The organism is Patulibacter americanus DSM 16676, assembly GCF_000420025.1.
In the GTDB taxonomy this organism is placed as follows: Bacteria; Actinomycetota; Thermoleophilia; order Solirubrobacterales; family Solirubrobacteraceae; genus Patulibacter; species Patulibacter americanus.
Genome location: NZ_ATUD01000018.1, coordinates 12,305 through 24,992, shown reverse-complemented (window position 1 = coordinate 24,992; position 12,688 = coordinate 12,305). Strand labels below are relative to the sequence as shown.

General features: G+C 76.6%; 11 protein-coding genes. 3 read left to right on the top strand and 8 right to left on the bottom strand.

What is annotated here, in order from left to right; all coding sequences use genetic code 11:
* Nucleotides 1-6 precede the first annotated feature (6 nt).
* Nucleotides 7-1,233 carry a D-alanyl-D-alanine carboxypeptidase gene (locus F593_RS0119825; protein ID WP_022930487.1) on the bottom strand — a complete coding sequence of 409 codons (1,227 nt, stop codon included), beginning with the start codon at nt 1,231-1,233 and terminating at the stop codon, nt 7-9.
* Nucleotides 1,234-1,430: 197 nt separating this feature from the next.
* Here F593_RS0119825 and F593_RS0119820 point away from each other — a divergent pair, with 197 nt between their 5' ends.
* Nucleotides 1,431-2,516, top strand: coding sequence for a citrate synthase 2 (locus F593_RS0119820; protein ID WP_033208593.1), 1,086 nt, complete (start codon nt 1,431-1,433; stop codon nt 2,514-2,516).
* A 2-nt stretch (nt 2,517-2,518) separates the two neighbouring features.
* Nucleotides 2,519-3,688: a site-2 protease family protein gene (locus F593_RS0119815; RefSeq protein WP_022930485.1), complete on the top strand. Its 1,170-nt coding sequence runs from the start codon at nt 2,519-2,521 to the stop codon at nt 3,686-3,688.
* Nucleotides 3,689-3,859: 171 nt separating this feature from the next.
* On the opposite strand, the gene F593_RS0119810 is transcribed toward F593_RS0119815, so the two are convergent.
* From F593_RS0119810 to F593_RS30470, 4 genes are all read right to left on the bottom strand, one after another.
* A complete protein-coding gene (locus F593_RS0119810) occupies nt 3,860-5,674 on the bottom strand; it encodes a hypothetical protein (RefSeq protein ID WP_022930484.1) in 1,815 nt (604 codons plus the stop codon).
* 433 nt (nt 5,675-6,107) lie between these two features.
* A complete protein-coding gene (locus F593_RS31145) occupies nt 6,108-6,530 on the bottom strand; it encodes a LysR family transcriptional regulator (protein ID WP_022930483.1) in 423 nt (140 codons plus the stop codon).
* 66 nt (nt 6,531-6,596) lie between these two features.
* A complete protein-coding gene (locus F593_RS31265; RefSeq protein WP_022930482.1) occupies nt 6,597-6,977 on the bottom strand; it encodes a LysR family transcriptional regulator in 381 nt (126 codons plus the stop codon).
* Nucleotides 6,977-7,177: a hypothetical protein gene (locus tag F593_RS30470; protein ID WP_022930481.1), complete on the bottom strand. Its 201-nt coding sequence runs from the start codon at nt 7,175-7,177 to the stop codon at nt 6,977-6,979. The genes F593_RS31265 and F593_RS30470 overlap by 1 nt, the downstream gene beginning before the upstream one ends.
* Nucleotides 7,178-7,402: 225 nt before the next feature.
* Here F593_RS30470 and F593_RS0119790 point away from each other — a divergent pair, with 225 nt between their 5' ends.
* Nucleotides 7,403-8,026, top strand: a complete 624-nt coding sequence (locus tag F593_RS0119790; protein WP_022930480.1) for a hypothetical protein — start codon at nt 7,403-7,405, stop codon at nt 8,024-8,026.
* Here F593_RS0119790 and F593_RS0119785 read toward each other — a convergent pair.
* Genes F593_RS0119785 through F593_RS28910 form a run of 3 tightly spaced genes read right to left on the bottom strand, consistent with a single transcriptional unit; the run spans nt 8,023 to nt 12,583 of the window.
* Nucleotides 8,023-9,426, bottom strand: a complete 1,404-nt coding sequence (locus tag F593_RS0119785) for a sigma-70 family RNA polymerase sigma factor (protein ID WP_022930479.1) — start codon at nt 9,424-9,426, stop codon at nt 8,023-8,025. The genes F593_RS0119790 and F593_RS0119785 overlap by 4 nt on opposite strands.
* Entirely contained in the window at nt 9,423-11,087 is a 1,665-nt protein-coding gene (locus tag F593_RS28915) for a hypothetical protein (RefSeq protein WP_022930478.1), read from the bottom strand. Before F593_RS28915 ends, F593_RS0119785 begins: the two co-directional genes overlap by 4 nt.
* A complete protein-coding gene (locus tag F593_RS28910; protein WP_169449230.1) occupies nt 11,084-12,583 on the bottom strand; it encodes a DUF7933 domain-containing protein in 1,500 nt (499 codons plus the stop codon). Before F593_RS28910 ends, F593_RS28915 begins: the two co-directional genes overlap by 4 nt.
* Nucleotides 12,584-12,688 lie beyond the last annotated feature (105 nt).

The following is a 12,688-nucleotide window of genomic DNA, read 5'->3' as shown; positions in this document are numbered from 1 at the left end:
CCGGCGTCAGCGCCCCTTGCGCACCAGCGCCGTGGCGACCCGGTCGACCATCGCGCTGCCCCGGGCCCGCGACTGCCCCTCGACGAGCACGGCGAAGACGAGGGTCCGTCCCGCGCGCGACCGGCACTGGCCCGCCAGCGCGGAGAGCGCCCTGCCGAGGTTGCCCGTCTTGGCCTGGCACCGGCCGCGCACGGAGCGCAGCCGGTTCTCGAGCGTGCCGTCCGTACCGGCCATGGGCAGGGCCTCCTGCAGCGTCGACCCCCAGGACCCCTTCCGAGCGCGCAGCAGGAGGGCGACGAGGTCGCGGGCGGTGCCGCGGGAGCGGGCGGAGAGCCCCGATCCGTCGGCCAGCCGCGGCCGGAGGCCCAGCGGACGCACGGCCGCCCTCACCGCCGCGGCCCCGGCGACCGTGGTGCCCGGCGCGCCGGGAGCCGCCGCCAGCGCCTTCGCGAGCGCGTCGGCGTAGAGGTCGTCCGAGACCTTGAGCATCGGGGTGACGAGCCCCGGCGCGTCGGCGGTGATCGCCGCCACGGGGGTCGCGCCGGGCGGCGTCGCACCGGCCCGCGGCACGCCGCGGATCACGACCCCGCGCGCCTCGAGCTGGTCGTCGAACGCCGCGGCCGCGCCCCGGGCGGGGTCCGTGAGCGGCCCGCCCGCGTCGCCCGCCCGGCCGCGGTTCCACGTCAGGCCGCCCAGCACGCCGTCGTACTCGTCGACCGGCCCCCGCACCGCGTCGAACCGGGACTCGTCGCCGACGACGGAGCCGCGGACCTCGCGCAGCCCGAGGGCGACGAGCCGCTCCGTCAACGCGGCGCCGTTCGTGCCGGCCGCGCCCCGGGCCCGCGTGAAGGCGGGCGTCCCCAGGGAGGGGTCGCCCCCGCCGCGCAGCACGAGGTCGCCGTCGAGGACGCCCGAGGCGATCGGGCCGGCGGCGAGCACGTCCGTCGTGAGCACGAGCCGTCGGCGCAGGGCGGCGGTGGCCGTGAAGAGCTTCGCGGTCGACCCGAGGGGCCGCACCTTGCCGCCGCGGACGTCGGCGACCCGCCGCCCCCGGGTGTCGCGGACGACGACGCTCACCCGGCTCCCGGCGGGGCGGACGATCCGCCGCAGTTCCCGCTGCAGCTCGGCGTCGGCCGACCGACTCCCGGCCGCCGTCGCGGCGCCCGGCAGCGCCGTCCCGCCCAGTGCCGCGCCCGCCATCGCGGCGACCGCCCATCGGCTCGTCCGGCTCATCGGTGTACCCCGTTCTCACACATCGCGCCGTCCTTCATATCGCGCCGAGGCCCACGCCCGCGCCACCCCGGGCGGACGGCCGCGGTCTCCTCGCGGCACGGGACGGGCCGCGCCCCGCGCGCGCCTCCACGGGGACGCCCGCCGCCGGACACGAGCGGGTGACGACACCGGCACCGGGGCGCGATAGCGTCGTGCGTATGCAACAGCCGGAAGTGCAGTCGGGTCTCGAGGGCGTCGTCGCGTTCGCCACCACGATCGCCGAGCCCGACAAGGAGGGCGGCGCGCTTCGCTACCGCGGGGTCGACATCGAGGACCTCGTCGGGCACGTGCCGTACGAGGGCGTGTGGGGGCTGCTCGTCGACGGCAGCTTCGAGCCCGGCCTGCCGTTCGCGGAGCCGCACCCGCTGACCGTCCGCTCCGGCGACCCGCGCGTCGACGTGCAGGCCGCCCTGGCGATGCTCGCCCCGGAGTGGGGCTTCCGCCCGCTCATCGACACGACGGACGAGGAGGCCCGCGAGGAGCTCGCCCGCGCGTCCGTCATGGCGCTCTCCTTCGTCGCCCAGTCCGCGCGCGGCGGGGGCAAGCCCCCGGTGCCCCAGGCGCAGGTGCGGGAGGGGCGCACGGTCGCGGAGCGGTTCCTCATCCGCTGGCGCGGCGAGCTCGATCCGAACCACGCCAAGGCCATCGACGCCTACTGGATCTCGGCCGCCGAGCACGGCATGAACGCGTCCACCTTCACCGCGCGCGTCGTCGCGTCGACGGGCGCGGATGCCGCGGCGGCGCTGTCCTCCGCCGTCGGTGCGCTCTCGGGCCCGCTGCACGGCGGCGCGCCCTCGCGCGTGCTCGCGATGCTCGACGGCGTCGAGCGGTCCGGCGACGCCGAGGCGTGGGTGAAGAACGCGCTGGACCAGGGCGAGCGGCTCATGGGCTTCGGCCACCGCGTCTACCGCGCCGAGGACCCCCGCGCCCGCGTGCTGCGCCGCACGGCGAAGGAGATCGGCGCGCCGCGCTTCGAGGCCGCCGAGGCCCTCGAGAAGGCCGCGCTGGCCGAGCTGCACGCCCGCAAGCCCGACCGCGTGCTGGCCACGAACGTCGAGTTCTGGTCCGCCGTGATCCTCGACAGCGCCAGCGTGCCCGCGAACCTCTTCACGCCGATGTTCACCGCCGCGCGCGTGGCGGGCTGGTCGGCCCACATCCTCGAGCAGAAGCGCGAGGGCCGCCTGATCCGCCCGACGGCGAAGTACGTCGGCGAGGCGCCGCGCGCCGTCGCGGACGTCGGCTGACCGTGGGAGGACAGGTCAGTCTGGGGCGCCTCTTCGGCATCCCGATCGTCGCCGGGATCTCGTGGTTCCTGTGGCTGTTCCTCATGGTGTTCCTGCTGTCGGGGTACTTCGGCCCCGTCGGCGGCGGGCCGCCGGACGGCCGCGCGTTCGGCCTGTCCCTGATCGTGGTCGTGGTCTACGTCGTCGCGCTGCTCGGCCACGAGTTCGGTCACGCCCTGATGGGCCGACGGCTGGGCATCGAGACCGAGGGCGTCGAGCTGTGGATGCTCGGCGGCCTGGCGCACCTGTCGCGCCCGTCGCGCACGCCACGGGAGGAGTTCCTCGTCGCCGCGGCCGGCCCGGCCGTGACGTTCGTGGCGGCCGCGATCGCCGCGGCCGTGGTGGGCTCCCAGGAGGGCTGGTCGCTCACCGCGATCTGGGAGGTCGGCAGCCGGCAGTACGCCGGCAGCACCACCGTCTCGCAGGTCGCGGGGCTCGTGCTGTTCGTCGAGGCGATCGCGCTGCTGTTCAACCTGCTGCCCGCCCTGCCCCTCGACGGCGGACGGATCGCCCGCTCCGCCGTGTGGCGGGTCACCGGCAGCCCGCTGAAGGGCACCGCGTTCACCGCCCAGGCGGGAAAGGCGCTGGGGATCGGGATCGGCCTGTTCGGGGCCTACCTCTACATCCGCGGCAGTAGCCTCTACACCGCCTTCTGGGCGTTCTTCCTCGCCTGGTTCATCTGGCAGAACGCCTCGGCCGCCGTCATCCCGACGGAGCGCCGGCGCCGCGGCCCGAGCCTCATCGCCACGGGCACCGTCATGGACCGCGAGCCCGTGTGGGTGGCCGCGGATGACACCGCCGCCGAGGCGCAGGAGCAGGCGTTCGGCCCCCACGGCGTCGACTGGGCCGTGGTCCTGGGTCCGGACGGCCGCCTGCGCGGCATCCTGCACGGCACCCGGGTGCGCGAGGAGCTCGACGCGGGGCGCCCGGATACCCCCGCCGCGGCGCTCCTTCCCCGCGGCCGCACGCCATCGACCTCGGACGACGTGCGCCTGGACCGGCTCATGAAGGACAAGGACCTCGAGCGGCTGGGTGCCCTGCCGGTGCTCGACGGCCGCGGCGTGGTCGTCGGCGTCGTGTCGCGGGAGGCCGCGCGGCAGGCGCTGGTGGTCGAGGGCGGCCTGCGCGGGTAGCCCGGGGGGCGACCCCCGCCCGCCCCGCAACGAGACGGGGGCCGCGGGCGACGTGCCCGCGACCCCCGTGGTCATCAGGTTCCCCGCGGGGAACCGGTACGGCCCGCCATCGCGACGGACCGGTCGACGTGGCCGGCCGGGGCGTGCTGCCCCGGCCGGCCGCGTGGCGTCCTACAGGCCGACGGGACGCGGCAGCGTGTAGGTGCGGAACGACTTCGTCGACACCTCGTTGGCGGGCACCGAGGTCTCCGCGCGGTAGATCGCGGCGCCGAGCTTCTTGCTCGGGGCCTTGAACGTCACGGTGAAGTTGCCGCGAGCGTCCGGGTTGACCCGGGCGACCTTCTTGTAGCGCTTGCAGGTGACGCGCTGCTTGATCAGCACGGTGGGCTGCGAGCTGAACCGCGGCGCCACGACCTGGCCCTTCATCGTGACCTTGCCCTTGCGGGTGGTCAGGCTCAGGACGTTCATGCGCCGCGCGAACTTGAGGGCGCGGGTCTTCTTGCCGCCCACGACCGCGTAGTAGCGGGCCGTGTTCGTGTTGCGGACGCTGGCGCGCGGGAGCGGCACGCGGGTGGAGAAGAGGCCCGTCTTGCGGATCTTCGCCGAGCCGACGCGCTTGTTGCCGTCACGCGTGTAGATCGCCGCGGTCTTGCCGACGAACTTGCGGACCGCCACGCCCTGCACGTACGTGCGGCCCCGGGACCCGTAGACGTCGATGAGCTGCGCGGGGCGGTTGCTGCACTGCAGCACGGCCTCGGCCTCGGGCGACGAGAACTTGTCCGGGTCCTTGATGGCGCCCGCACCGGCGACGTCGTCGTTGCCGTCGCCGTTGCAGCCGGCGGCCGCGGTCGACACGCGCGCCTGGGCGAGCGTGCCGCCCACGACGGGCTGACCGAGGACGGAGACGGAGAGCCCGACCGTCTGCTGCGTGAGCAGCTCGCCGGTCGTCGTCTGCGTCTTCGGCACGATCTGCGCGCGCAGCAGGCCCGGGGGCAGGTTGATGTTGACCTGGTTCAGGATCGGCTGGATGACCGCCGTGACCTGGTCGAGCAGCTTGCCGACCGAGAGCTGGCCGCCCGAAGCCAGGAGCAGCACCGTGTTCAGGCTGCCGAGCACCGACGGATCCGTCGTGTGGAGGATGTCGTAGAGGTTCGTCTGCCGCCCCAGGATCGGGCTCAGGATGTCCGCGAGGCCGCCGCCGGAGAGCTGGATCCCCCGGAGCACGTCGTCGACCGACACGAGCTTGCCGAGGTTCAGCGCCGCCGTGTCGATGGACAGGACCCGGTTGGTCGCGTCGTTGACGTCGACCGTGGTGCCGAGGATCCGGAGGCCCGCGATCTGGGAGGCCCCGGAGAGCTGGCCGCGGCCGTTCACGCACTTCGCCTGGGCGGTGGCGTTGATGACGTCGGCGTTGAGCACGTCCGGGAGCGCGGCCTGCAGCGCCCCCGCGAGGTTCGACGTCAGGCCGGCCGTGAGCGGTGCGCCGTTCGCGGTGGTCGGGAACAGCGCGGAGAGCAGGCCCGAGAGCGGTCCGCCGGCGCCGTTGAGCTGGCCCAGGATGCCGTTGAGCGCCCCGTCGACCTGGCCGACGATGCTGTTCGGGCCGTTCAGGAGCGGGCCCGTGAGCGCGTCGGAGAGCGGGCCGGTGATGCCGATCTTCGCGCCCGCGATGCGCGACTCGGACGTCGCCTGCTTCGTGGTGTCGACCTTCGTCGACGCCGAGACGGCCTGGACCCCGACGATGCCGAGGAGGGAGGGGACGTTGGCGACGGCCTTCGTGTCGTCCGCGCACGGCGTGAACTTCGGGTTCGCGCGGATCGGGGCGATCACGTCACCCCCGAGGAGCTGCAGCTGCAACGTCGTGGCGTCGCACCGCGGTGATTCGGCGGCGCTCGCCGCGCTCGGCAGCGCGGCCACCGCGGTGATGCCGATCGCCGTGGCGACGGCCAGGCCTTGGGCGCGCGTGCGGCGCCGTGATGCTGTCATGGGATTCCTCATTTGGCGGTTGGGGCCACCGGGTATGCCGGCCGAAGCCGGGTGGGGGAGGTGGTGTTGCTGGCGAGCACTGTAGTACGACGTCTGTGACATCGGACGAGATGGACAACGTTCGGATTCATCGCCGATCCACTCAAGGACGACGCCTCTCCGACCGCGGGTCTACCGGGAGTAGCGGCGGCAGTCTACCCATCCGTAGCCGCAGCGCGCCACCCGTGACGGACACGGAATGCCGCTCGCGCGCGACCGGGAGGGCGTTCAGGCACGCGGTGCGCGATTCGGATGTCCAATCGCTGCGATTCGGATTCCCGACCGCTGTCCCCGCCGGGTGGCGGAGGACCCATCCAGGCTGACCCCGGAAAGACGGCCGCGGCCCGCCCGACCACCGCATACTCGCCCCCACCCGTGGGTGGGAGGTCGGCCGTCAGCGCGGTCCGCCCTGCAGGCGTAGCGCCGCGCGGCGGCCCCGCAGCCCGGGGCTCTCCGCCTGGCGCGCGGCGAACGCGTTGAAGCGGTCGGCGTGGTCGAGCAGCTCCATCGCGCAGGGCAGCAGCGTCCGGCCGGCCGTCGAGAGCCGCGAGCCGCGACCGTCGCGCTCGAAGAGCCGCACGCCGAGCTCGAGCTCCAAGCGCTTGATCTGCGCGCTGAGCGTCGGCTGCGAGACGTGCTCCCGGCGGGCGGTGCGTCCGAAGTGGGGGTCGCGCGCCAGGGCGACGAAGAGCCGCAGGCGGCGGAGGTCGGCCGTCCCGGCGACGCGGGCGCCGAACCCCTCCGGGTCGGGACCGGGGCCGACGCGGGGGTCGGAGGCGGCGTCCGGGTCGGGGTGGTGGTCGGCGTCGGAGAGCATGGGTCGGGAGGTGGGTCCGCTCCGCGCCGTCCGGTCTCGGCGACGCGCTGGACGCGCCCCCTACCGTCACCCGCCGGCCGTTCCCATCCTGTCCCTCCCGTTCCCGCGGGGGTCTCCCGCATACGCCCCGGCCCCGGGTCGGCGCGCAGACGTCCCGGGGTCCGTCGCCTCCCGGGCGAGGCCGGCGGCGAGAGCGTTGAACGACGCCGCGTGGCGCAGGAGCTCCTCCGCCTGCGGCAGCAACCGGGCCCCCTCGGGGGTGAGCGTGACGGTCCCCCCCGGGCGGACGAACAGCGCCACGCCGAGCTCGTCCTCCAGCCGCTTGATCTGCTGGCTCAACGTCGGCTGGGAGACGTGCTGCCGCTCGGCCGAGCGGCCGAAGTGCAGGTCACGGGCGAGCTCGACGAAGAACCGCAGGCGGCGCAGGTCCGCGGTGCCGCGCACCATCAGCGGCCGCCCCGTCCGTGCGCGGCGAGGCGCAGCGACGGTCGTCCCCCGGCGTCGTCCGTCCGCATCGCCGGGTCCTCCGCGGGCGCCACCCGGTCGCCCGCAGCGCGCCGGGCGCGGTCGCGGCAGCGCACCCTCCCGAGGACGAAGGCGACGTTGGCCAGCAGCCACCCGGCGACGCCGACGACCGCCCACGTCACCACGACGGCGTCCCGGTCCGCGGCCGGGCGACGACGGAGGACGGGCGACGGACGAGGTCGCGACTGCGGACTGCGGGGTGCGGCACGGGTGGCTCCTGGACGTGATGGGGCGGGGGCCGCGGAGGAGCGGCACCATCCCCCTGTCGGCCAGACCGCCGAATCACCCCCCCCCCCTGCAACTCATGGAGGGGCCGCGCCCCCGCGCGGCCGACAAGGGGGCAGCACATGCCTGATCCGCTCTCCCCTCCCGCCGCGCTCCGGCGCGCCCCGGCGCCCCCGGACGCCGTCCACCTCACCTCCGCGCTCGGCGAGCTGCTCCCGCTCGTCGCCCGCGCGCGGGCGCCCGACGACGGTCCCGCCGACCCATGGCCCGCGCTGCGGGACTCCGTCGTGGACCTCGTGGAGCTCACGGCCGCCACGCACGTGCTCGGGATCCACGCCCGGCTCTCCGTCGGTGTCGGGCTCGGGGGGCTTCCCGGCTCGCGGGTGCGCGCCCGCACCGCGGCCGCCGCCGTGGTGGTGCGGCACGCCACCGTGCTGCGGGCGGCCGGGGCCGACCCCGACGACTGGCGCCCCGAGGCGCTCCTGGCGGCGGCCGACGCGACGGGCCGCGGCGCCGCCCGCGGAGCGCGACCGCTCGAGGCCCTGCCACGGCTCGTGGCGGAGCGGGTCGCCGCCGCGCTCGCCCACCAGGGGGGACGGCCGCGCGACGCCGTCCCCGACGTGGCCCGCGGGCTGGGCTACGCCCTGGGGCTGTTCGTCCTGGTCGACGGCGCGGACGCCCCCGTCACGGGTGGCGCCGTCGCGGACGGCCCCGTCGCCGGTGTGCCGGAAGGACCGCCGGGCTAGGGCTCGACGCCGAACTCCTGCTCGGCGTCGGTGACGAGCGGCTCCGGCTCGCGCTCGCGCTCCGGCGCCGGGGACGGGCTCGCAGCCGGCGGGGGCGCGGGCGGGGTCGCCTGCGGGGCCGGCGCGGCTGGGGTGGCGGGGGCAGGTGTCACGGGCGCCGGCGGCGCCGTGCTCGGGGCGGGCGTCGCCGCCGGGACGGCGCGCGCGGTGGCCGCGGCGGCGCGCTCGGCCCGCCGCCGGGCCGCGGCGCGGGCGCGCCGTCGGTCACGGGCGCGCTCGCGGGTCGCGGCGCGCTCCGCCGCAACGCGCTCCCTGCGGGCCGCAGCCCGGGATGCGGCCGCCTCGGCGCGCGCCCGGGCCGCGGCGTCCGCGGACGCCGAAGCGCCGCCACCCGCGGCCTCCGTCCCGCCCGCCGCGTCGCCCGCGGCCGCGGACGGGGCGGACGTCCCGCCGGCCCGCCGGGCACCGTCATCGCCGCCCGCGGCCAGCGCCGCGACGACCAGGGCGACGACCGCCGCCGATCCACCTGCCACCAGCTGAGAGCGCTTCGGTCGGCGGCTCCGTGGACCGGTCGAGCCCGCGGGCGGGGCCGTGGTGCCGTGGCCGACGATGCCGGGCACGTCGAACGGCCCCAGGCCGACGGCGCCCCAGGGCAGGGCGATCGGGGGCACGATCGCGCCGATCCCCCGGAGCCGGCGCACGTACGCCCGGCAGCCCGAGCAGGTCTCCAGATGCTCCGACGCGAGGCGGTGGCGGGGACCGTCGAGCTCGAGCACCCCGAGCGCGTAGGCGGTCATCATCGACTTCTGGTCCTCGCACCAGGAGCCGTCGCGCAGGTCGTCGACGAGTCCGCGTACGACCTTGGACACGCGGTCCATGATCTTCTCCATACGCGCCGGCGCGATGTCGAGCGCCTGCGCCGCCTCGCCCCGGGAGTAGCCGTGGAGGTAGCAGAGGACCGCGGCGCGGCACTCGCGCTCGTTCAGGCGCGCCTTGAGCCCCTGGGAGAACACGCGCAGGAGCTGCGCGTCGTCCAGGCGCGCGTCGAGGTCGCCCTCCGTCGCGCCGACGCGGTCGGGATCCGTGTCCTGGTGGCGGTCGGGGTGCCGCGCGCGGTACTCGTCGACCACGCGGAAGTACGCCGCCTGCACGAGGAACCCGCCGGGGTTCTCGACGTGCTCCCCCGCGGAGAGCTTGGAGTAGAGCGCGTGCCAGGCCAGGTTGTAGGCCGCCTCGAGATCCGAGGGATCCATCTGGATGCTGGTGCGGCGGAGCTTCGCGGCCAACGCCTGGAGCGTCGTGGTCCGCAGGGCGGCGTAGTCGCGCTCGAGGGCGCGGCGGGCCCGCAGGGCGGCGATCCGGCCCGTGCGGGCCGAGGGCGGGGCGGAGACGGGGCTCACGGGTCCACCCGCACGACCCGCTTGGCGCTCACCGTGCGCTTCCACGGCCGGCCCTTCGTGGGCGGCACGACGAGACGGAACCGGTACGCGGAGCGATTCACGGTGCGCTGGAAGCGGTAGCGCCAGACCACGTTGCCGGTCCGACCGGGCTCGACCGCGTCGACCGTCGCCCAGCGGCCGCGCACGATCGTCTGGATCAGCACCTGCAGATCGGGTGCCGCGTCGCCCGCCCCGGCGACGGTGCCGCGCAGCGTGGCGGTCCGGCCGTTGCGGACGACCCCGGAGGGCACACGCAGCGCGACGCGCAGCGGCGCCACGAGGTCGACGTCGCCCGGACGGGCCACGAGGTCGTCCTGGGTGGGCACGACGCGGAGCGTGCGCGACTCCGTCGTGCGCGGAAGCTTGAAGGTGCCGTCGGCCCGCACGGTGACGCGGCCGATGCGGTGCATCCGGGCCACGGAGCCGCCGACGGCTCCCGCCAGGACGTCGAGCCGCACCCCGGCGGCCGACGCCCCGCCGGCCCAGCGCGCGCGGCCGGTCGTCCGGCGCCGCTCCGGCAGCGACACGCGGTCGGGCAGGTCGAGGACGAGTGCGCGCGACGTGCCGGAACCGCCCGTCGACGGCGTGGTCCCCGGCGCGGACGGCGACCCCGGGGGCCCCGCCTGCGTGGGCCTTTCGCCGACGACGAACGTGGCCGCGCCGCCCTCGGCGACGTTGCCCGCCGCGTCCGTCACGCGCACGGCGAGGGCGTGCGGTCCGGCGGCGAGGCCCGCCGGGTCCACCGTGAAGGCGCGATCCGTGGCGGACGGGCACGGGAAGGCCGTCTCGTACGGCACCCGGCACCCGCCACCGCTCACCGCGACCTGGGCGACGGCCCCGTCCACGAGCAGCTCGACGCGTGCGACCCCGCCCCCGGCGTCGGCGACCGGGGCGACCACGGTCGCCGGGCGGTCGACGGGGGCACCGCTCACGAGGTCGCCGCCGAGCGGGCCGACGGTCGGGGCGGCATCGTCGACGATGTCCACCGCGCTGCGGTGGAGCTGGACCTCCGCCGCGGGATCGTCCACGGGGACGCAGTCCGCCTCGCCGTCGCAGCGCGCGGCGACGGCGAGCCCGCCGGCCGGGCCGGAGGCCTCGACGAGGTTGCCCGCGGCAAGCGGGTCCCGGGGATCCCCCCAGGCGCATCCCTCCGGCGCGGCGACGCAACCGGCGGTGAAGCCCTGGACGGCGATGCCGTCGGTCTCGGCGACCCCGGCGTCGTACCGGGAGTTCGTCGTCGTCCGCGTGACGGACGCGGACATCCAGACCCGCCAGCCGCCCATGACGACCCCGGGCGGCAGCACGAACCGGTAGCCGCCCGTCACGTCCGCGGCGGTGTCGGAGGCCGCGAGCCGGACCCGCAGGCTGCCCCCCGTGGCGCAGTCGTCGGAACGGGTTCCGGCGCCGCCGCCGGCCCATCCGGCCGTCGACCGCGGCTCGCCCTCGGGCCCGCGACAGGACCACACGGTGTACCCCGCCGCCTCGGCGGACGGTGCCGGGACGACGCCGCCGACGGCCAGCGTCACGACCGCCAGGAGCAGCGCACCCCGGGCGCTGCGGCGAAGGATCCGGCGGCGGGCGGGACGTGCGGGGTGCGGGGCGGCCGGGCGGGCGGGGGTCATCGGGTCACTCGGGTCGGGCGGTCGGTGGTCGCGATGCCGGCGAGCTCGGCGGCCTCGGCCGTCACGCGCACGGTGGCGCGCCCGCGGCGGGCGGCCTTGGCGTCGAGGCGCAGCGTGCGGAACGCCCCGGCCGGCAGACGTTCGACGGCCCAACAGCGGCGGCCCTCGACGGGCTGGGCGCCGGACCGCGTGGGCAGGTAGAGGAGCAGCCGCGGGAGGCGGACGCAGACGTCGACGTCGGTGACGGGCCGCGAGGAGCGATTGCGCACCCGCACCCGCACGGACGTCCGGCGACCGACGCGCAGGTGCGCTGCCGGGGCCGCCGTCGTGACGGTCAAGGCGTCGGCGGCACGGGGCAGTGCGGCGGGCCGTGACGGGGGCGCTGCGGGGACCGGGACGGCCACTGGCGGCGCAGCGGGGCGGGGGGCAGCCGGCAGGACCGTGGGGGCAGGCGGCGGGACGGGCCCGACGATGCCGGGACCGGCCCCGGCATCGTCGGCGGCGGCTCGGACGAGCAGCACCGCGGCCTCGGCGGGGCGCCGCAGCCCCTCGGCCTGGCGGACGTCCGCCGGAGCGAACACGTGCCGCCCCTGCGGGGCGACGACGTCCGCGGTCACCGTGCACGCGGGGGCGCCGGCGGGCAGGGCCCCCTCGACCCGCAGGGCCGTGCGGTCGGCGGACACTCGCACGGTGTCGCACGTCGTGGCGACGGGCCGGGACGACCCGAGGGCGACCCCGTCGGGGAGGGTCGCGACGAACCGCCACGGCGGCTTGCCCTGGAGGTCCTCGGAGTTCGCGATCGTCCAGGTGACCGGCGTGGGTCGCCCGGCGACGACCGGCTCGCCCGGGAACGAGACAGAGACGCCCGGGATGCCGACGAGGTGCACGGCGACGTTGTCCACGAAGCCGTCCTGGGAGGTGCCGTCGAACCGCCGGCCGGAGAGCACGACGTCGGCGGAGACCGCTTCGGCGGGCACCGCGTCGACGTCCTCTCGCGCCAGGAACGACGAGACGTTGCCGCGCTCCGCCGGGGTCACCGGCGCGAGGGTCTGCTCGAGCACCGTCGCTCCCTGGGCGTCGCGCCACACGGCGGTGACGCCGACCTGGTCGGCCTGGGAGATGTAGCCGCCGACGTGCGCCGACAGCCGCGCGCGCACCGTGCCGGTGGCGATCACGGCCCGGTCGGCGGGGGTCAGCTCGAGGGCCTGGATGGCCTCGGTCGTGGCGCCCGACCCCTGCAGCAGCGAGGTCCCTCCGTCGAACGGGTCGCCGCCGACGAGCACGGCCGCCGGGAAGTGCGCGGTGCCGTAGCGCTGGGCGAGCAGCGGCCCACCGCTGACGACCCACTCCGGACCCGGCGCGGCCTCGCCGTCGCCGTGGACGACGAGGTTCGTCCCGGTCATCCCGGCCGCCGCGGGGGCCATGCCCATCCCGCCTACGGCGGCGACCGCCACGGCGGCCGACACGCGACGAAGGAGGATCGAACAAGAGCTCATGCGCCGGGACGAAGGGACGACGAGGGACGCTCGTGCGGGACGGCACGGGCCAGCCGAGCCCGAAACGATGGCAGGTCCGGACGTCATTCGCTACGCCAATCGGCT